Below are 19,465 nucleotides of genomic sequence, written 5' to 3' on the forward strand. Positions count from 1 at the left end.
TACCAAATACTCATTACTTTGAGGTTATTTATGAGATCAATAGAGCTACTAACGAAAGAATTATTATCTCTCCCTAGCATTTCTAGAGCGCTATTAGCAGAAAAACTAGTCGAAAGCCTAGAATTTGATACCGATCCAAATGTTCAGGCAACATGGATAGCCGAAGCAAAAAAAAGACGTGATGCAGTCCGTGATGGTTCTGTTCAAACAATCGAGGGAGAAGATGCTCTAGCTCAGGTAAGACGGTTACTTGCATAATGAAGTATGTATTTCATTCTGAAGCACTTGCCGAATATTCTGAGGCAGTTCAATATTATGCTGAACAGAGAACGGAAATCGCCCAAGCTTTTATCAATACAATTGAAGATGCAATTTTTCGGATTAAAGAATCTCCTAATCGTTACGCCACAATTGATGAAGATATTCGACGATGCATGACAGGGAAGTTCCCTTACGGAATCCTCTATACGATTGAGGAAGATTATATTCTGATCTTAGCCGTGATGCATTGCAGTCGAGAAGTTGGATATTGGAAAAATAGGAAGTAGGGCGATCGCTATTTGATTTTAGGTGGAGGTGATCGCGATTCTCTGTCAGTCAAGTGATTGGAAGGAGAACATTATTTTATTTTCCAGACTTTTATTTTGCCATCTAGACTGCCACTGACCAGTAACTTTTGATCGTTGCTGAAATCGACAGACGAGACTCCACGTTCATGTTCGGATATGATTTGAACTGTTCGTTTGTCTTTCAAACTCCAAATTCTGATGGTTTTATCAGCACTGCCCGTAGCTAGCAAGCGATCGTCATTGGTAAAAGCTAAGGTATGAACTTCGCCACTATGCCCCGTCAGAACTTCCTTAAGTTGCCCCGATTTACTATCCCATAGACGCACCGTATTATCTTCCATTGCAGTAGCAATAATCTTGCCATCATTACTATAGGCAAGCGATCGCACAGAGCTACCACTAGCAATCAAAGTTTTGATGACTTTACCTGTGGCGACATCCCATAGACGGATCGCTCCATCCTTACTGCCACTGGCTAAAATTTTGCCATCGGGCGTAAAAGATACGTCATAAATCCATGATTTATCTTGAAGAATGTGGATTGATTTTCCTGTATCTGCGTTCCATAGTCGAATTGTGCGATCGGAACTAGAACTAGCGACAATCTTGGCATCGGGACTAAAAATCGCTGTATATACTCGTTCCTGATGACCTTCTAAGGTATTTAAAATCTTGCCTGTTTTGACATCCCAAATTATCACTTTGCGATCGTCACCGCCACTTACTAGCCGCTTACCGTCGGGACTAAAGTAAATATCGTAAACCCTTCCGATATGTCCTTTGAGGGTTTGAATTTTTTGACCAGTTTGGAGATTCCATAGTTCAATATTGCGATCGGATGTCCCCCCCGCCACAATGGACATATCTGGACTAATACTGGCTCCATAAAATGCATCGTTACTATCGACAGAGAATTCCTTAAATAAGGCGGGATTAGCATTAGTCGAAATTGTAGAATTATTGGGTAATGGGTTACTTGAATCAGAGGGAAGAGATGGATTTTCGGTGGTTAATGGTTCGGAAATACTACGAGTCGTTTTAGAAGAATTACCAAATAGAACGACAATTGTGGTAATGGCGATCGCCCCGAAAGTGATGATAAATAAGCCAATATGCCAAGGCTGAATATATTGCCAAATCCCAATTTGGGACGATCGCGATGATGCGAATTTTTGATCAACTGGGCGATCACTGGTATTACTAATTAGGCTGGTTTCAAAGGTAATTGGGATAGTTGGGAGACTGTGATTAATGCTGGAGATAGGGTAGCGATCGGCAAATTCTCTAATCGCATCATAGGCAGCTTCCGCAGATTGATAACGTTGGCGAAAATCAAATTTCACCATTTTTGATAGGATTTCCGCCAACTCTGGATAGACCTTAGGCGCATATTCTCGCCATATTATTTCTAGTTGATCGTCCTTGTTGAGATGATTTGGCGGCATCCCTGTTAAAGCTTGGATACCAATCATGCCGATCGCATAGAGATCGCTTGCAAACTTGGGTTCCCCATGAGCCTGCTCGCTAGGCATATAACCGGGGGTTCCAATTCCCACCGTATAATTTTCCGAGGTATTGCCAGAAGCAATCATCGTGGGGGAGGCGATTTGTTTAACCACGCCAAAATCAATTAAAAAAAGCTGTCCATCACGACGACGAATAATATTTTCAGGTTTAATATCCCGATGGATGACATTATTTTTGTGGACAAAGCTAAGAACAGTTAAGAGATTTTGTAATAAACTAACAACGATAAACTGCTCCCATATTTTGCCCCGTAAAAGTTCATGACTAAGATCATTTCCATCTATATATTCTTGAACCAGATAAAATTCAGATAATTCTTCAAAGTGAGCAAATAGCTGAGGGATTTGGGGATGTGTGCCTAATCGATAGAGAACTTGAGCCTCAGTTTCAAAAAGTCGTCGGGAAAGCTGTAATACATTTTCTTCTTGAATACGCGGACTGAGTCTTTTAATTACTCGTAATGGATGATCGGGCAAGTGTAAGTCTTCTGAGAGATAGGTTTCTCCAAATCCACCACCCCCCAAACGAGCCATAACTTTGTAATGCCCGCCGACTAATTGCCCTTCTGTAAGACTCATAAGTTATTTTTTTGGACAGTAGATTTAATTATGAATCCAATTTTGTTTTTTTCAGCATAGAATACTTAAAAAAAACAAGAAGAGAAAAGTATCCTTTATCTTCTTGTTTTTCTCTTCTTGTTTTTTGTGGAACAACATAAAGCGCGGTATTATTGATATCTAAATAATCCAGTCTCCGCCGCTATGACTCAGTTGCCGAAATATCGACCTAAACAATTATCTCTAGGTCCCTTAGAATCGGAACTCCTAAATGTGATTTGGGATTGTCCTCGACTAAGTGCCACAGAGATTCACGATCGCATTTTGGCTGATCCCGATCGCGAACTTGCCTACGGTTCGGTAATGACCGTCTTGCGCCGCTTAGAGCAGAAGGGGTGGATTGATTATGAAAAAGAGGGGCGGACTCTCTGTTGGCAAGCCCGCATTTCCCGTGAAGAGGCTCAAGCCCTGAAAGCCTATCACCAACTTAACCGCTTTTTAGAGGTGGGTGATGCGGATATTGTGGCAGCCTTTGCTGATGACTTAGACTGCGCCAGCATGGACAAACTTGCCGCGATCGCCGATCGCCTCAAAAATATGCGTCAATCCCGCACCCAATCACAGGAAGGTTAATGCCATGCATTTTGTGATGATAATTGGTTCCCTAGGACTTGCTTGGGGATTGCGTTATGGTTGGCAAAATCTACGCGGAGATTGGGCTTCCCGTTGGCAGAAAGCTCTCATTTGCTATGTCCTGCCACCGCTACTGGTCATCATGACGGCAATCGCGGTGTTATGTATGGGAGCCGATGGACAAATGATCGGCTTACAGGCTGGGCGCATGAGCTATGCGATCGCTTGCCTATTTTTAGTTTATAGCGGTGTGCGGATTGGACAACTTGCCTTGCAGGGTTGGCAATCTCTGCGAAGGTTAGAAAATCTAGTTATAGATCAAGATGCCGAGTCGGTAGGGATAGGGCTTCCCATTTCGGAGCCTGTAAAGCTGTTAAATCTACCAATGTTTTTTGCGGCGCAAATTGGCTTTTGGCGATCGCATTTATTCGTGAGCCAAAGTTTGCTCGAACATCTGGATGCGCCCCATCTAGAAGCCGTATTACTGCATGAACGCGCCCACGCCCATTATCGAGATACCTTCTGGTTTTTCTGGCTAGGTTGCCTCAGACAAATTATGCCTTGGCTACCCCATACCCAAGCCCTTTGGGAAGAGTTGCTATTACTGCGCGAACTTCGCGCCGATCGCTGGGCGGCTCAGCACTTAGATGGGCTTTTACTGGCGGAATCATTGCTAGCTCTAGTCAGTAGCAATATGCAACCGACAGAAGTTTTTACGGCTGCTTTTGGCTCTAGCAATAATAGCGATCGCCTTGAGGAACGGATTAACTTTTTGCTAGCTGAACCAGAACCACTGCCCCAATTGTCGTTGCTTTCCTTCTTTTGGCTCAGTTTGTCACTTTTGCCTTTAACCCTCTTACCCTTTCACGAAAATATACAGCTTTTTTCCCTTTCTTAAATCTCATTTCCAGCAAACAAATCAAGAAAATTTTTTAAAAGTGTTGCAAAGCAACACTTTTAAAAAATTTTCTTGGTTCAGAAATTACTTGTATAGCAATATAAGTTTTGATTAGGGCATAAAATCCAAAAAGCGAGTTGCGGCGCTTCGCGCCGCAACTCGCTTTTTGGGTTTTAGATAGCTGTTGCCATTCTGGTTAGAACACAAACCCCAGAAGACTAGGTGCGGCGCTTCGCGCCGCACCTAGTCTTCTGGGGTTTTGATTTTTCCCAATGCAAGTGATCACAGCTATATTTCTCTTTATTTTAAGATATAGCGTTACAATCTAAGGATTTGGCACAATTTATAGCTTTTAGCAAAACTTTAGTTTTATAATTGTAGCAATACGACTTTTGTCGTAAACGATCGCCACCATTGCATATTCATGGTCAAAGCGAAATATGAATCAACCGCCATCGGAGCAAAAACTCCAATATATCCGCATTGATCGCGGCATTAGTCAGTTTAACAATGATTATTATGCGGCTTTGGGATTGCCGATTATTACCAGTCCCAATTATATTCGCTATGTCTATTTGAGCATTGTGCGGATTTTGCACCCGGATGTGTATGGGTTTTCTCCTGAGCAAAAGGAAATGGCTACCCAGTATTTAGCCAAGCTAGTTAATCCTGCCTATAACGTCTTGATGAAGGATCAAGAGAGGCATACCTATCAAGCAATTTTTAAGCTGCTCGCGAAGCGGCTCATGCAAAAATCGCGCAATATTCCTATTTATTCCGCCGCAGCTTGTGAGTTATTGATGAATCCTAATGATGGCACTTACGAGCGCTCAGTCTCCGCGATCGCTAAGTTGCAATACTCATCCCTCGACAATATTCTGGAATATACTGCTCAGATTAGCGAACTCAATCTCGTTTATATTTTGTGCAAAGAAGGATATAACTACGCTTCAGATACTATTTCTCCAGTCCTCGATCCCAAAATCAAGGTTAGCTCTAACCGTACTAATTACAATCTCAATCAAAACATCGTCATCCCCCAGCCCTCCGTGACGAGAGCTAATACTACTAGCTATCCGACCACTCCTAAAACCAGTCATAATTACCAAAATTATCAAAATCCTCAACCTAATACCTATCAACCTTCTCAATCTCGTCAGTCATCGTCAAAACCAGATGCTGATGAAACTGTAATTCAGTCCAAAATTGATGTAGGGAATGTGAGTGGAGTTAGCGATCGCCTCAGAGTTTGCGAAATCTATATGAGTCAGGGTGATTGGAAATCGGCACTTAAGGAACTGCGCGATATTCTATTAATTGATAAAGACAATAGTAAAGCTCATGCCATGCTAGGCGTGGTTTACAAAAATATCAATCAGCCTCAAATGGCAAAGGTTAGTTTGAAGCGATCGCTTCAACTTAATCCTCAAGAACCATTAGCCCTTAAGCATATTCAAGATCTTAATAATTCCAGTTCCTCTCAGCCTATTTCTACAACCAAAATCCAAAAGTCCAGCGCTCAGACTAAGAAAGTTGATGCTAAGGAAAATACTGAGAAAAGTGCTAAAAAAGCCAACATTCCTGAGCCAGAAAAACGAGGTTGGTTATCTAATCTGTTGGGATGGGTTTCTCCTAACGATCCCAAAAATTAGTTGTCTTTAGATAAACTTGCCTAAGCGATCGCTTATATTTTGTAAGAAAGCAAGGGGCTTAAGCCCAATTATAACGAGGAGATTACATGGGTATTTTTAAGCAATGTTTAAGGCTTTTTCTTTTATCTTTAGTAATATATCCAGCTAACAGCATTTACGCCCAAAGTATCATCCCCGCAAATGATGGATTGAATACAAATGTCAATCAAATAGACAGACAATATAACATCACGGGCGGCACACAGGCAGGAGCAAATCTATTTTATAGCTTACAAAAGCTTGGCTTAACGACAGGAGAAATCGCCAATTTTATTAGCAATCCCAATGTGCAGAACATTCTCACTCGCGTCACAGGTGGAGAATCTTCCTTAATCAATGGATTGATACAAGTTACAGGCGGAAATTCCAATCTATTTATTCTCAATCCCGCAGGAATCGTATTTGGCGCAAATGCGAGTTTGAATTTACCTGCTAATTTCTCCGCGACTACGGCGACAGGGATTCAAGTTGGGAATGGCTGGTTTGGGGTTAATAGCAGCGTAGATGAGGTTCGCCAACTCACTGGCAATATTACGGGCTATGGGTTTACTACGCCTTCACCAAGTTTAGATAACAATAATTCGGGAGTAATCCTCAATCAAGGTAACCTTAGTACTAATGCTGGTCAAAGTGTCACTTTAGTGGGTGGAAAAGTTGTTAATACTGGCACGATCGCCACACCTTCGGGAAACATTACGATCGCTACGACTTCTGACAATAAATTCATCAAAATCACCAATGAGGGCAATGTCCTTAGTTATGAATTACCAATTAGCGATCGGCAAGCCTTAGGGAATGCAACCGTATTGCGAGGTGTGGATTTGCCAAGCTTGTTGACTGGTAAAAATGCAGGAACTACGGTTATTTCTGGCAATTTGGATGTGTCAGGAGATAAGGGCGGTAATGTCCAAGTTTTAGGAAATGATGTTAGCTTGGTTAGCGCGAATATCAATGCATCGGGCATCAATGGCGGCGGTAAGGTCTTAATTGGTGGAGATTTGCAGGGTGTTGGTACTACGCCTAAATCTTTGTTTACGAGTGTTGATGCAAATAGCAAGATTAATGCTGATGCTTTGGTGAGTGGGAATGGTGGTCAGGTAATTGTTTGGTCAGATGGGTCTACGGTCTTTGATGGCAATATTTCAGCCAAGGCTGGGGCTTTAAGTGGCGATGGTGGATTGGTTGAGACTTCTGGGAAGGTAAATCTCTCGATTGGCAGTAATGCTCAAGTTGACACTTCGGCTTTGAATGGTTTAACGGGAACTTGGTTGCTCGATCCCGTTAATTTAGTGGTGGTGAATTTTGGTGGAACTAGCCCAATTGTGGATGGAACTAATAGTGTTGCGGATAGCACGATCAATAACTCTACAATTGTGGCAGCGTTGAATATTACAAATGTTAATCTGACAGCAACTAATTCAATTTCTGTTAATGCGGTGATCGATGCTCGGGGGAATGCTAATGCGCGTAATTTGACACTGAATGCTCCGATCGCAAATTTGAATGCACCGATCGCTCTGAGAACAGGAGGTGTGTTATCTGGAACGGCAACTACGGTCAATCTTGGAGCTAATGCTGTGATCCAGAATGGGCTGGATGTGGCGGCTAGGAATGGCATAATTAACTCGGCTATCCCGAATTTGCCGAATTCAAGGGTGAGTATCAGTAAAGAATTCGCTTCAACGATTCTGAATATTTTTTATTCCAATAAAGACATTAATCAAAACCAAAAACAAATAATTGCGACTATATCACCGTCACAAATACTGCCAAGCCTGATTAGTGGGAAATTTTCAACTCAAAATCTCAATCAAGCATTTTCTATCGCAAAAGTAGCTTTATCTACATCTCAACGTGACCAAGCTACTCAATTTATTAGAGGTGGCAAATTGCAAGAAGCGATCGCCAATCTGGAATTAAGTCGCATCTCTGAAATAGAGGCTTTTATAGGCAGACCCATACTCACTTCATTGTTGAACGTTAGACCAGATCCATCACTCACTCGCGAAGAGCTAAGTCGAGTTTCAGAAATTACAGGTAGTTCCACAGCTTTATTTTATCCACTTATTCTTAGCGATCGCCTAGAGATTTTGGTATTCTTCCCCAGTGGAAATATATTACAAAAAACTGTAAATGATGTTCCTAGAGAAGCTATTCAAGCCTTAATTTCAGACTTTCGCGCCAACCTGCTGGATGCGGGATCTAACGATTATCTCAATGAGGCCCAAAAACTTCATAGCTGGCTCATTAAGCCAGTGGAAGCAGGGCTAGATGCAGAAAAAATTGGTACGATTGTTTTTGTAATGGACGGAGTGCTGAGATCAATACCACCTGCGGCGCTCCATGATGGCAAAAAATTTCTCATTGAGAAATATGCCGTAGCTAGTGTACCGAGTCTCCGCTTAGCCAAATTAGAAGAACGCGATCGCCGCAATAGCCAAGTATTAGCGATGGGCTTAACCGAATCAGTTCAAGGATTTTCCGCCTTGCCATCGGTAGATGTCGAAATCAATAACATCGTGGGTAGGAATAACGCACCTTCATTGCTAAACGGAGATTCTTTTCTTAACAAACAGTTTACTGTCGATAATTTGCAGACACAAAGACAAAAGAAAAACTACGGCATCATTCACCTTGCGACTCACGCTCAGTTTTTGAGCAATAGCGCCGATGGTGCTTTTATCCAATTCTATAATGATCGCCTTAATCTCAGACAGATTCCGCAACTCAGTCTGGATAACCCTCAAGTAGAAATGTTGACCTTGAGTGCTTGCCAAACCGCAGTGGGTAACAATCTGGGACTTGGCGGACTGGCAGTAACCTCAGGAGTTCGCAGCGTCTTAGCCTCCCTTTGGACAGTGAGTGATGCTGGCACTGTTCCTTTAATGCTGGGCTTTTACAGCCGCTTTTCTGATGCACCCAGCAAAGCGATCGCCTTACAAAAGGCGCAGTTAGCCATCATCAAAGGTGAAGTGAAAATAGATAAAGATAAGATAATTGGCATTCCCTCTTTGCCATCAGTTTCATTACCTGAAAACAGTCCAACTAACATTATCCATCCCTATTTTTGGTCTTCTTTTATGCTCGTTGGTAGTTGGCTATGACAAGTAAGGGCAATTCATGAATAGCCCTTACTTGTCATAGCCAGAGAAATTTGGGGAGGCGGCGCTCCGCGACGCTTTCCCAAATTTCTCTGATATATATACAGAAAATCAATCAAATGGTGTGAGAAACCCAATGAATAGAACAACAAGATATGCTTTTGACAATTTCAATTTACTGCTTGGATTGGCGATCGCTTTAGGTTATTTCGTAATGCCTCAACCTAGCGATGCAGAACTGAACAAGCAAAAGAATTTGCCAGAGGTAAAATTAGTATCTGAAAAAACTAGAGATTCCAAAATCGCGCAAGCCAAGACTATCCAAAAAGTTCAGCTAATTGGAAATACTATTCTCACAACAGCAGAAGTAAATCCCATCCTCCAATCTCTAAGCAATCAAACCATCACTCCTGAAACAGTTGAAGCGATCGCTGAAGCACTCACCCAAATTTATATCAGTAAAGGCTACGTTACTTCTCTCGTCAAATTTGACCCACAAGATCCCAATAGCATTATTAATGGAGTTGCTCAAATTAGAGCGATCGAAGGACAAATTGAACGAATTGATATTGTAGGGCTATCCCATACTAATCCTGATTATGTGCGATCGCGCCTAAATTTAGGGATCACAAATCCATTTAATGCCAACCAAATTGAAGATCAATTAAGACTGTTAAGGAGCGATCCACTATTTCGGAGTGTTACCTCTAGTCTCAAGCCTAGCAATACCGAAGGGAAAAGTTTGCTAGTTGTCCAAATAGAAGAGGTAAATCAGTTAACTGGTTCCGTCAGCTTTGACAATTACTCTCCAGTTTCCGTTGGTTCCGAGCGCATTGGTGGGACGCTAAACTATCGGAACCTCACAAGGTTTGGTGATTTACTCACTACCTCTTACTATCGCAGCACTACAGGCGGTTCCAATCTTTACGACTTGAGCTATAGCATACCCGTTAATCCCATGAATGGTACTGTAGCAATCCGCTACGCTCCAAATAACTATCGCATTACCATTTCTCCCTTCTCAGATTTAAACATCCGTGGTTCCAATAGTGTCTATGACATCGTTTATCGGCAACCCCTCATTCGTTCGCCTAGAGAAGAATTTGCGCTCTCCTTAGGATTTAATTATCAAACTGGTCAAACCTTCCTATTTGAGAACCTTGCCGTTCCTTTTGGCATTGGTCCCGATGCTAATGGAGTCAGTACCACCAGTGTTTTTCGCTTTGGACAAGACTACACTCTTCGCGATACCGAGGGTACTTGGGCTTTGCGATCGCAATTCAATCTGGGTACAGGATTATTTAACGCCACCTTTGTCACTACCCCTAATGCTGGGTTCTTCAGTTGGATCGGACAAGCGCAACGGGTGCAAGTATTAGGCAGTGATGCCCTTTTGATTGCGTCCCTTGATTCCCAATTATCTGCCAATGCTCTATTACCATCTCAACAATTTGTGATTGGTGGTGGTCAGTCATTGCGAGGCTTTCGCCAAAATGCGCGATCAGGCGACAATGGCATCAGGTTGAGTCTGGAAACTCGCATCACTGCGATGCGTGAAGAAAAGAGCAGGCGATCGCTTGTCCAAATTGCGCCATTTATCGATCTCGGTGCGGTTTGGAATAATGGCAATAATCCCACACCTTCTCAATCTCAAAGTTTTTTAGCCGCAAGTGGGCTAGGCTTAATTATCGAACCCATCGAGCGACTTATTTTACGCCTTGATGCAGCCATTCCCTTTGTAAATCTGCAACAGCGCGGTAACAATCTCCAAGATGCTGCTGTTTATTTCAGCACTAGCTATCAGTTCTAAGTACCTCGTAGAGACCAGATAAGCTGATTCGTCCGCTTCGCGGACGAATCAGACAATTATTTACTGATGTTGCGTGGAAGTTTCCAAGACCCTCACCCCTAGCCCCTCTCCCAAAAGGGGAGAGGGGAACAAGAAATTGTCTTACTCCCCTTCTCCCTTGATGGGAGAGGGGACTGGGGGGTGAGGGTTCCACGTAACATCAGTTAATCATGTCTACCCACTTAAAGGCGGCGCTTTGCGCCGCCTTTAAGTCTATTGGTTTAACGCTCTTTGGAGACGGCTTAAAGCTAAGCCTTTGCGGTGAAGTAATACCAAAGTAGGTAAGATCTCTGGCCCATGCAGATCGCCTGTGAGGGCGGCGCGTAGGGGTTTCATCACTGCACCTTTTTTCACCCCTTGGGACTTTGTGACGGTCTTAATGATTTCACCAGCACTCTCAGCATCAAGGTCAGCAACTTCCTTAAGAGCCTCAATCAGGGCGGTGATAATGCCAAAAACAGGTTCACCTTGCAGCGTAGTCTTTGCTTCTTCGGTGTAGTCCTCAAACTCAGTGAAGAAAAACTTGCTAATCGTCGCCGCATCGGTCAAGAGCGTTAAGCTAGGCGCAATGAGCTTAGTCAGATCGAGCAACCACTGCCGATCTACTGTTTCTAAATCATAGCCAGCATCTTTGAGAAAGGGAATTAGGCGATCGCATACATCCTCGGTGGGTAAAGAATGTAAATATTGGCTATTAATCCAATTCAACTTATCCCAATCAAATTTTGCGCCTGCCTTATTTACGCGATCAAAGCTAAAAATTTGAGAGGCTTCTTGGAGGGTGAAAAGTTCCTTGCCATCGCTTGGAGACCAACCCAACAAAGCCATGTAGTTATTAAAGGCTTCGGGAATATAACCCATATTCCGAAATTCCCAAACCGAAGTTGCGCCATCACGTTTGGAGATTTTTGCGCCTTGCTGATTGAGAATTAGCGGCGTATGTCCAAACTGAGGTGGAGTTGCACCAAGAGCTTCATAAATCAAAATTTGTTTAGCGGTATTCGCAATATGATCTTCTCCACGAATTACTTGGGTAATTTGCATATCAATATCGTCTACGACTACCGCAAAGTTATATAGAGGTAAGCCAATATTGCCTTGCTCATCGACACGGGCAATCACCATATCGCCGCCAAGGTCGCTGCTGCTCCATGACACATTACCGCGTACTAGGTCATTCCATGCAACGGTGCGGGGTTCCTCAATGATAAAGCGGACAACGGGACGACGACCTTCGGCTTCAAAGGCTTGACGTTGCTCATCGGTGAGGTTGCGATGGCGATTGTCATAACGGGGGGCTTGTTTATTAGCTTTTTGGGCTTCGCGCATTGCGTCTAGCTCCGCCTCAGTGCTGTAGCAAAAGTAAGCTTTTTTGTCAGCTAGCAACTTTTGAACAGTGGCGATATAGCGATCGCTGCGTTGGGTTTGGAAAAAGGGACCCTCATCAAAATTAATTCCCAGCCAAGCCAAGCCTTCTAAAATATTCTGAGTATATTCATCCTTAGATCTTTCGCGATCGGTGTCTTCGACTCTCAGGATAAATGTCCCTTGTTGGTTACGGGCATATAGCCAGTTAAATACGGCTGTACGGGCCGTGCCTATATGTAGGTTACCCGTTGGGCTTGGTGCAATACGAACTCGAACAGACATGAATTTGTAAACGTTATAAAATCCGATTATCCTTCATATAGCACTTTTCAAGCAAGGTAGGGAGTTTGTTTATCCGCCTTCGGCGAATAAACAACGCCGACATTGACCATAATCTCCCATTAATGTTTGTGGTTTATGCTTAAAGCTTTAACTAACTGATGTTCCGTGGAAGCTTACAAGACCCTCACCCCTAGCCCCTCTCCCAAAAGGGGAGAGGGGAACAAGAAACTACTAGTCTTGCTCCCCCTCTCCCTTAATGGGAGAGGGGGCTGGGGGGTGAGGGCGATATTCATTCCACGTAGCATCAGTAACTATTTGATTATGTCCAACTACTTACAGTAATTGCCGAGCAAACGAGCTACAAAAAGATTTTTTGAAAGTGTTGCTTCGCCACACTTTCAAAAAATTTCTGGGTTCGGGTTTAAGCACAAAGCACTGTAGGCTATTAATTTTGTCACGATCGGATCGATGAATATCGATCAATAAAGAATGAGATCACTTGCCCTACTCATTAAAAATTGTTTACTTGATTTAGAGATCAAAGTAAATGTCACCATTCGACAAAAGCGCAAAGAACTGCATATTTTGTTAGAGTCTACCTTTTTTGGCGATCGCCAAAGGCTGCTCGAGACAATTGACAAGTGTTTGCAAGATGTTGATGATCATTTAAAAATAGCCAGAATTTATGCTTTTCAGTTTGGACAACCTTTACCACAATGGATCGAAATAATCGATCTCGATCAACCTCCCGAAAGTACTGGCAAAGCTAAAGAAGAATTTATTGCCAGAATTTTTGAGAAAGAACCTGAAAAAGAATCGGAGAAGGTGGCTGTATGCGATCGCTTTATTATTTGCGGCTTAGGGAGTTTAGGGCAACATTCGGTATTTAATTTAAAGAAGTTTGCCTATGGGGAATATGAAGTCAAAATCTGCGCGATCGATAAGATGCAGCCAGAGATAATGGAATTTGATAACTTTAATGAATTGCTAGATGAGCCTTTAATCATTGGCGATTGTCGGCGCTCAGAGGCTTTAATTAAGGCGGGAATCTATGACTGTCGAGCAGTTTTGTTGGTAACGAGTAATGAGAATATCAACATTGAGACTGCCATCTCAGCAAGGCGACTTAATCCGAATGTCCATCTTGTGGTTCGCTCTTCGCGGCAAAATCTCAATCAATTACTGAAGGATCAGTTAGGGAACTTTGTAGCCCTTGATCCTGTAGATTTACCTGCGGCGGCTTTTGCCGTAGCAGGTTTGGGTGAGGGGACTTTGGGCTTATTTCAAATAGGCGATCGCAAATTGCGGATTGTGGAACGTAATTTAGAAGCAGACGATTATCAATTTATAAATACGCCTGCCTATTTGCTCCATAAAAAATATTTGCGCCTGTTAAGTATTGATGATACTCAGAGCGATCGCCTGTTTTTTCAATGGCAACCTGATCAATTCCTGCAAATTAACAACACAATCGCCTTCATAGAATGTTTGGATAACGATACATCTCTAATTAATAATAAGAATAATTATAGGAATAGTTACGGACGTAAGAAAAGTGAATTAGTAGGAAATCAAGAACATTCTCAATTATCTAACTGGGGAGATTTACAGAGCCTTGACACCATCAAGCAACAAATCTCCCATCAAAGCTTAGGGGGCTATTTGGGCAGCTATTTGGGCAACTATTTGGGCAACTATAAATGGAAACAAATAGTTACTTGGTTTAAAGCAGAGCGATCGCGCAGTTTAGTACTTTTTGGCGTAATTACAGCGATCGGACTTTTGTCGATCAGTTCCGTAGTTTTGTACTACAACGTGCCGAATATGTCGTGGCAAAGTGCCATCTCTACGAGTACGATTTTGCTTTTGGGAGGCTATGGCGATGTTTTTGGCGGCTTAGGTGGAGAGGATCGCGTTCCCTTTTGGCTAATGATTTTTTGCATAGCCATTACCCTCATTAGTTTGCTATTTGTCTTAGGAGTAGTCGGGTTAATTGCAGATAAAATCCTCAGCGCTAAATTTGAATTTTTTAAGCGATCGCTCCCTTTACCAGAACGCGATCACATTATCCTGATTGGATTTGGCAGATTAGGACAAAGGATCGCTGATCTTCTCTTTAAGTTACAGATTCCATTTATTATCGTCAGCGAAAATCCCCATGATTGTGACCTTGCTGCTAAGGTTCCTTGGCTAACAGGCAGCACTATTGAGGAACTCTCTAAAACCAATCTTGCAATGGCAAGGAGCATTCTCACGGTCACCGACGATCAAATGCTCAATCTCGAAGCGGCTTTATTGGCTCGTGATGCGGCAAAAAAAGCTAACAGAGAGATGAATCTCGCCATTCGTACCTACGATCGCTACTTCAGCGAAAATCTCGCGGAATTATTACCGAAATCTCAATCCTTTTGCGCCTATGCTCTATCGGCAGAAGCGTTTGCAGGAGCAGCTTTTGGCGAAAATATGCTCAGCTTATTTCGATTAAATCAGCGCACAGTGCTAGTGGCGGAATATCTAATTACGGAGAACGATACTCTCATTGGGAAGAATCTATCGCAAATTGCCTACGGCTATACCGTTGTGCCAGTCTATTTAAAAACCCGTGAGCCTAAAGCGGGTGGTCATCGCGACTTCTTTATGCCATCCGATGATGAGGTGATGAAGATAGGCGATCGCTTGACGGTTTTAGCTTCTATTTCTGGGTTGCGTCGCATTGAGCTAGGCAATCTCCGTGCGCCCAAGCAATGGCAACTGCGGGCTAAGCCGCCCCTTAATTCGAGTGTGTTACTTGATGCGGGAAATAAGCTCAAAAACATCTCTGGTTGCGACTTGGAGCTTGCCCGTAGGTTTATGCAAAGTCTCCCTGCGGCGATCGAGTTACCGATGTATGACACTCAAGCCCATCGCTTAGGACAAGCACTCATGCGTCTTTTACCAATTAAAATTTATCCACTTTAAACAAGCGCAAAGCTTTCATTAACCCAAAGATAAGTGACGGTACTTCGCGCCACTTATCTTTTTTGGTTTTGAGTAGCTACAGCTTTTCTTTATATTTTGTAATTTTTAATACAGAAAAATACGCATCAACTATTTTTGTAGCAAAATATACTAAGTAATATAATCAACGCAAAAAATATAGTGGCGCGAGATCGAGCCATTAAGACTAGGAGTAATGTTATGAACCAAGTTACCAATTCTGCCTTTCTTTACGGCGGCTCGACAGTTTCTGATAGTTACAAGAAACATCTGGCAAGTATGTGGGATACCCTAGAGCGTCGGATTGAGATTGCTCGTACTAACCACAACGCCGAGCTTTTAGCGCTATTAGAACTAGAAAAAAGTGCGATCGCTCCTTATCAAGTAAAGACAATCGCGACTCCTGTTAACAATTTCGCATCGGCATGGCAATCGCTAAGGAATGTTCTATTACCCAAAGCCGAAATTAAGGTTAAGCAAGTTTGCGATCGGGCTGGCAATCAGTGGTGGTATGCCTACAATCCTTTAACAGGTCAGTCTGTCTATGCCGAAACTGATAATGAAATGCGTCTATGGATCGAGCAACAAGCGCTATAAAGTTGAACGATGAGAGGATTATTAAATACGCTTAGTTTTTGTAGTTCAGCGATCGCTTGGCGATCGTTTTTTAAATTTGTTTATTCCTCGTTAGTTCAATAGGTGACTATTTTTCTATGCCATTTTTACTTGTCAAAATCTTGATAACTATAGGAAAATTAATTGCTACAATGACTGTAAGCAAATGTTTATGGTAAATGTTGCCATATGGACTATCACAACATCATCACGATTGAATCTGGAAAGCGCAGTGGTAAGCCTTACATAAGAGGAATGCGAATTACTGTTTACGATATTTTAGAATATCTAGCTGGGGGCATGACAGAGACTGAAATTCTGGAAGATTTTTCTGAGCTTACTTTGCAGGACATTAAGGCTTGTCTGAGTTTTGCGGCTGAACGCGAGAAAAGCTAAGCTGAAATCAGTTGAAGGGTTTGTTGATTTTGTAGATACTCTAAGACCAAGAGTCTAAGATAGTCTAGCATACAGATATATGACTGCATCTGGGGATAATGCGATCGCGCTTCGCTGTAAAGTTGAACGATTAGGTGGTTGTTAAATACGCTTAGTTTTTGTAGTTCGACGATCGCTTGGCGATCGTTTTTTAAACTTCCTGACGCAGCGATTTGGCTGGCGTAACCTCGAATACTTACTGTCAGCAATTCAATTTCTTCTAATGGGGTAAATTCTGCTTCGGAGTGGGGGAAGTTTTGGGCAATTTGTTTTCTTTCTGGCTTGGTGTTTTGATAGTTCACGTTTAACTGTTCTAGGAGTTGAGCAATATAGTTTCGCTGAGATGTTAATTGATTTTGAGTTTGTGTCATTTGTTTATTCCTCGTTAGTTCCATAGGTGACTATTTTCTCAATGCCATATTGATCTGGTGGCACGATTAGAAATTCTGTACCTTTGCGGTAAACGGCTGAATCATCTTGTCGATAACCTGAGCGTGGAACTCTTATTGAGCCTTTTTTGTTAAAGTTATGTGCTTTGCGTAGATATCGAAGTATGGTAAATCCTTTTCTTTGAGCATGATCTAAGACACTTTGCGCGATGCTGCTGTAGGTTCCTGCTTCCCATTCCTTGAGATAGTTGAGTAATTCAGCTACTTCGGTATCGGTATGTCCTTCAATGATTTGGGCTAGGTATGGGTCTATGGGCGACTCATCTTGCATCTATTTTGACGTATTCACATAATGCTTGTAGTTGATATGCGTTAGGTTTTGCATCTTGATGTTTTATGCTGACCTCCGCGATCGCCGTATTAATTTTCATTCTTTTAATGGCAACCAGATAAAGCATACATATTAATGGTGAACGATTCGCTCCCGCCCGACAATGGATATAGATAGCCTTACGATCTTGATACCACTGAGACAATATTTTATAAATATCGTAAAGCTGATTCTGGCTCAGTGGATATCCTTTGCCTACTAACGGAGAGAATTTATAAACATCAACAAGAGAATAGTTAACATAGGCAAAAGATTTATCTATGCCTTTTACAGGATTGTAGTTATCGGTGTCTTCCGTCAAATCTAAAATTGCATTTATGCCAATTCTTTTTAAATGCTCTAATTTTTCACCTGAAGGAGCACAACCAACATATAGTTCGGAAGGCAAGATACAACTAACAAAGCTAGGTATAATTCCCCCTAGTGGCAGCCGAAAATGTTCTATCCATTTCTCACAAATTTGACTCCATATCTTGGTAGAAGAGTAAGCTACAACTTGATTTTTTACTTCTTCAGTAGGTGGTTCGTATAATCGAATCTCCCATTTAGATGCCTGCCATAGTTTTTTAGAATCTTCAGAAATTAGATTTGAATTTTGAAATGATGATAGGTTTTCATAGACAAGATTCATCAATTCTTCAAAATGATTGTCGCTATAGCCATAGGCTAGACTAAGATGATAAGAATTAGAAGATTTAACATTAATAGATACAATATTCTTAACTTTCTTCTTGAACTTCGTTAAACAACTTTCTAAATAATCACAATTCATCGCAATTTTGATGGTATTACCTAGAGAACCTCTGAGTCTAACGTTATTCATTAATTCAGAAGGTGGATTAGACTGAGAGGAGATTGAATGTAACTCCTCTATTAAAATGGGAATATCTCGTCGTGATCGCAAATCAAAAAAACTTGTAAGCGTCACATGGGGAATATATTCATGGACTTTATTAAGTCCAAATTTAGCTTCTGACGATTCAAAAAAAATATTTAACTCATTCTCCAGAATTCCCACAGGACAAGCATAGATAATTAACCTAACAGAATTAGTTGTCGCCATAGAATTAATTCATTACTTTACATTTGCCTAAATATTAACTTGTTTTCAAGATTAAGGCTTTACCGATGAGGCGATCGCGCAGCAATTTAATCTTGTCGCAAAAAGCAGAAAATCACTCAACCTCTTGCTTCTTTAATGCATCTTTCATTTGTATCAGCGATCGCATTGACATGAATTTGCCTCGCCGTCTCAACCTTGTGTTCGACATCTTCCATCATATTTCTTTTCCACTAGATGTACTTAGACAAAAAACATCCAAAAAATCAGCAGGGGTAAGGATCGGAATACCAGCAAATTCTTCAAGTACTAGCAAATCAAGATCGCCTGAAACAACCAATAAAGCTTTAGCAGCGATCGCTGTTCTTAAAATCACTGCATCATCAGGGTCTCGCAAATTGGGAACATCAACCAAGATGGGTACACAGACTTCACAAAGATGACGCACGAGATAGATTAAGTCTTGAGAAGTTATGCCAAGCGATCGCATTTTTGATTTAAATTTTGTACGCGCAAGTACCTCTTCTAATTCGCTCAAAATTGGCTCTGAAGTAATTATATTTACCGCTCCAGATCTAGCTAAATCAATAATTTGTCTGGGAACACCTTGCCATAACAAACCAGAGATCCAGACATTAACATCTAAAACTAGCCTCATGCAATTTTAGCCCTACGAGACTGTCTCACCTCTTTAACAATTTCACTAATTTCTTGCAACGAAGGTTGTTCTGGATCTTCCCCTGCTACCTCAATCTTTTGAGACAATTCTTCCCAAGTCAAGATGTTTGAACCAATTCTTTTGAAGATGATCTCATTGGTTGTTATCGAAACTTCATACCGATCAGAAGACTCTAATTCAGCTTGCAATTTTTGGATCTCTTCAATATCAGTAGTAAATGTGAGGTTGCCACTTTTTTCCTCAGCCACACTAGCCAGATAATTTTGATAAATCTCATCACGCCGCCGCTCAATTTGACGATTACGAATAATTTGTAACAAGATATCTTGTTGTTCTGTAGATAACTGTTCAACAACCTCAATTGCTGATGCAAGTGTAACCATTTTAAAACACTCCACCTGATACTTTTATTGATTTAAATTAATTGTGCCAGAATTTTCTACAT

General features: G+C 41.8%; 17 protein-coding genes. 10 read left to right on the forward strand and 7 right to left on the reverse strand.

The genetic code is table 11. The annotated features are described in order from the left end of the window. Positions 1 to 30 precede the first annotated feature (30 nt). Positions 31 to 258, forward strand: a complete 228-nt coding sequence (locus H6F42_RS01085; protein ID WP_190397500.1) for an addiction module protein — start codon at positions 31 to 33, stop codon at positions 256 to 258. Next, a complete protein-coding gene (locus H6F42_RS01090) occupies positions 258 to 548 on the forward strand; it encodes a type II toxin-antitoxin system RelE/ParE family toxin (protein WP_190397501.1) in 291 nt (96 codons plus the stop codon). Before H6F42_RS01085 ends, H6F42_RS01090 begins: the two co-directional genes overlap by 1 nt. Positions 549 to 619: 71 nt before the next feature. Here the strand turns inward: H6F42_RS01090 and H6F42_RS01095 are convergent, their stop codons facing one another. Continuing rightward, positions 620 to 2,674, reverse strand: a complete 2,055-nt coding sequence (locus tag H6F42_RS01095) for a serine/threonine-protein kinase (RefSeq protein WP_190397502.1) — start codon at positions 2,672 to 2,674, stop codon at positions 620 to 622. Positions 2,675 to 2,857: 183 nt separating this feature from the next. Here H6F42_RS01095 and H6F42_RS01100 point away from each other — a divergent pair, with 183 nt between their 5' ends. The 5 genes from H6F42_RS01100 (at position 2,858) to H6F42_RS01120 (ending at position 10,786) form a co-directional block, all read left to right on the forward strand. After that, on the forward strand, positions 2,858 to 3,286 hold the full coding sequence (locus H6F42_RS01100) for a BlaI/MecI/CopY family transcriptional regulator (protein ID WP_190397503.1): 429 nt from the start codon (positions 2,858 to 2,860) through the stop codon (positions 3,284 to 3,286). Positions 3,287 to 3,290: 4 nt separating this feature from the next. Beyond that, positions 3,291 to 4,184 (forward strand): M56 family metallopeptidase, encoded by an 894-nt coding sequence (locus tag H6F42_RS01105; RefSeq protein WP_190397504.1) that lies wholly within the window; start codon positions 3,291 to 3,293, stop codon positions 4,182 to 4,184. A 440-nt stretch (positions 4,185 to 4,624) separates the two neighbouring features. Continuing rightward, complete coding sequence (locus tag H6F42_RS01110) at positions 4,625 to 5,836, forward strand: DnaJ domain-containing protein (RefSeq protein WP_190397505.1); 1,212 nt, start codon at positions 4,625 to 4,627, stop codon at positions 5,834 to 5,836. Positions 5,837 to 6,024: 188 nt separating this feature from the next. Then, the gene (locus H6F42_RS01115; RefSeq protein WP_190397506.1) at positions 6,025 to 8,979 is read left to right on the forward strand and encodes a CHAT domain-containing protein; all 2,955 of its coding nucleotides are present in this window, start codon (positions 6,025 to 6,027) and stop codon (positions 8,977 to 8,979) included. Between the two features lie 133 nt (positions 8,980 to 9,112). Beyond that, positions 9,113 to 10,786: a ShlB/FhaC/HecB family hemolysin secretion/activation protein gene (locus tag H6F42_RS01120; RefSeq protein ID WP_190397507.1), complete on the forward strand. Its 1,674-nt coding sequence runs from the start codon at positions 9,113 to 9,115 to the stop codon at positions 10,784 to 10,786. A 252-nt stretch (positions 10,787 to 11,038) separates the two neighbouring features. On the opposite strand, the gene gltX is transcribed toward H6F42_RS01120, so the two are convergent. After that, complete coding sequence (gene gltX, locus H6F42_RS01125; protein WP_190397508.1) at positions 11,039 to 12,475, reverse strand: glutamate--tRNA ligase; 1,437 nt, start codon at positions 12,473 to 12,475, stop codon at positions 11,039 to 11,041. 489 nt (positions 12,476 to 12,964) lie between these two features. Between gltX and H6F42_RS01130 the strand changes: the two genes are divergently transcribed. The 3 genes from H6F42_RS01130 to H6F42_RS01140 all read left to right on the forward strand — a co-directional run bounded on the left by H6F42_RS01130 (position 12,965) and on the right by H6F42_RS01140 (position 16,462). Further along, positions 12,965 to 15,433 carry an NAD-binding protein gene (locus tag H6F42_RS01130; protein ID WP_190397509.1) on the forward strand — a complete coding sequence of 823 codons (2,469 nt, stop codon included), beginning with the start codon at positions 12,965 to 12,967 and terminating at the stop codon, positions 15,431 to 15,433. A gap of 219 nt (positions 15,434 to 15,652) precedes the next feature. Further along, on the forward strand, positions 15,653 to 16,048 hold the full coding sequence (locus tag H6F42_RS01135) for a hypothetical protein (RefSeq protein ID WP_190397510.1): 396 nt from the start codon (positions 15,653 to 15,655) through the stop codon (positions 16,046 to 16,048). A gap of 207 nt (positions 16,049 to 16,255) precedes the next feature. After that, positions 16,256 to 16,462, forward strand: a complete 207-nt coding sequence (locus H6F42_RS01140; protein WP_190397511.1) for a DUF433 domain-containing protein — start codon at positions 16,256 to 16,258, stop codon at positions 16,460 to 16,462. On the opposite strand, the gene H6F42_RS01145 is transcribed toward H6F42_RS01140, so the two are convergent. From H6F42_RS01145 to H6F42_RS01165, 5 genes are all read right to left on the reverse strand, one after another. Next, a complete protein-coding gene (locus tag H6F42_RS01145; RefSeq protein WP_190397512.1) occupies positions 16,459 to 16,872 on the reverse strand; it encodes a hypothetical protein in 414 nt (137 codons plus the stop codon). The two genes, H6F42_RS01140 and H6F42_RS01145, sit on opposite strands and share 4 nt — an antisense overlap. A 4-nt stretch (positions 16,873 to 16,876) precedes the next feature. Next, positions 16,877 to 17,221, reverse strand: coding sequence for a hypothetical protein (locus H6F42_RS01150; protein WP_190397513.1), 345 nt, complete (start codon positions 17,219 to 17,221; stop codon positions 16,877 to 16,879). After that, positions 17,211 to 18,344, reverse strand: coding sequence for a dual specificity protein phosphatase (locus H6F42_RS01155; protein WP_190397514.1), 1,134 nt, complete (start codon positions 18,342 to 18,344; stop codon positions 17,211 to 17,213). Before H6F42_RS01155 ends, H6F42_RS01150 begins: the two co-directional genes overlap by 11 nt. A 214-nt stretch (positions 18,345 to 18,558) precedes the next feature. Continuing rightward, complete coding sequence (locus tag H6F42_RS01160; RefSeq protein WP_190397515.1) at positions 18,559 to 18,999, reverse strand: putative toxin-antitoxin system toxin component, PIN family; 441 nt, start codon at positions 18,997 to 18,999, stop codon at positions 18,559 to 18,561. Further along, positions 18,996 to 19,403 (reverse strand): hypothetical protein, encoded by a 408-nt coding sequence (locus tag H6F42_RS01165; protein ID WP_190397730.1) that lies wholly within the window; start codon positions 19,401 to 19,403, stop codon positions 18,996 to 18,998. The genes H6F42_RS01160 and H6F42_RS01165 overlap by 4 nt, the downstream gene beginning before the upstream one ends. Positions 19,404 to 19,465 lie beyond the last annotated feature (62 nt).

The sequence above is a fragment of the Pseudanabaena sp. FACHB-1998 genome (assembly GCF_014696355.1).
Taxonomy (GTDB): domain Bacteria; phylum Cyanobacteriota; class Cyanobacteriia; order Pseudanabaenales; family Pseudanabaenaceae; genus Pseudanabaena.

Coding starts and splice junctions, on each gene's coding strand:
- H6F42_RS01085 (WP_190397500.1), top strand. CDS start 31: ATGAGATCAATAGAGCTACTAACGAAAGAATTATTATCTCTCCCTAGC.
- H6F42_RS01090 (WP_190397501.1), top strand. CDS start 258: ATGAAGTATGTATTTCATTCTGAAGCACTTGCCGAATATTCTGAGGCA.
- H6F42_RS01095 (WP_190397502.1), bottom strand. CDS start 2,674: ATGAGTCTTACAGAAGGGCAATTAGTCGGCGGGCATTACAAAGTTATG.
- H6F42_RS01100 (WP_190397503.1), top strand. CDS start 2,858: ATGACTCAGTTGCCGAAATATCGACCTAAACAATTATCTCTAGGTCCC.
- H6F42_RS01105 (WP_190397504.1), top strand. CDS start 3,291: ATGCATTTTGTGATGATAATTGGTTCCCTAGGACTTGCTTGGGGATTG.
- H6F42_RS01110 (WP_190397505.1), top strand. CDS start 4,625: ATGAATCAACCGCCATCGGAGCAAAAACTCCAATATATCCGCATTGAT.
- H6F42_RS01120 (WP_190397507.1), top strand. CDS start 9,113: ATGAATAGAACAACAAGATATGCTTTTGACAATTTCAATTTACTGCTT.
- gltX (WP_190397508.1), bottom strand. CDS start 12,475: ATGTCTGTTCGAGTTCGTATTGCACCAAGCCCAACGGGTAACCTACAT.
- H6F42_RS01130 (WP_190397509.1), top strand. CDS start 12,965: ATGAGATCACTTGCCCTACTCATTAAAAATTGTTTACTTGATTTAGAG.
- H6F42_RS01135 (WP_190397510.1), top strand. CDS start 15,653: ATGAACCAAGTTACCAATTCTGCCTTTCTTTACGGCGGCTCGACAGTT.
- H6F42_RS01140 (WP_190397511.1), top strand. CDS start 16,256: ATGGACTATCACAACATCATCACGATTGAATCTGGAAAGCGCAGTGGT.
- H6F42_RS01145 (WP_190397512.1), bottom strand. CDS start 16,872: ATGACACAAACTCAAAATCAATTAACATCTCAGCGAAACTATATTGCT.
- H6F42_RS01150 (WP_190397513.1), bottom strand. CDS start 17,221: ATGCAAGATGAGTCGCCCATAGACCCATACCTAGCCCAAATCATTGAA.
- H6F42_RS01155 (WP_190397514.1), bottom strand. CDS start 18,344: ATGGCGACAACTAATTCTGTTAGGTTAATTATCTATGCTTGTCCTGTG.
- H6F42_RS01160 (WP_190397515.1), bottom strand. CDS start 18,999: ATGAGGCTAGTTTTAGATGTTAATGTCTGGATCTCTGGTTTGTTATGG.
- H6F42_RS01165 (WP_190397730.1), bottom strand. CDS start 19,403: ATGGTTACACTTGCATCAGCAATTGAGGTTGTTGAACAGTTATCTACA.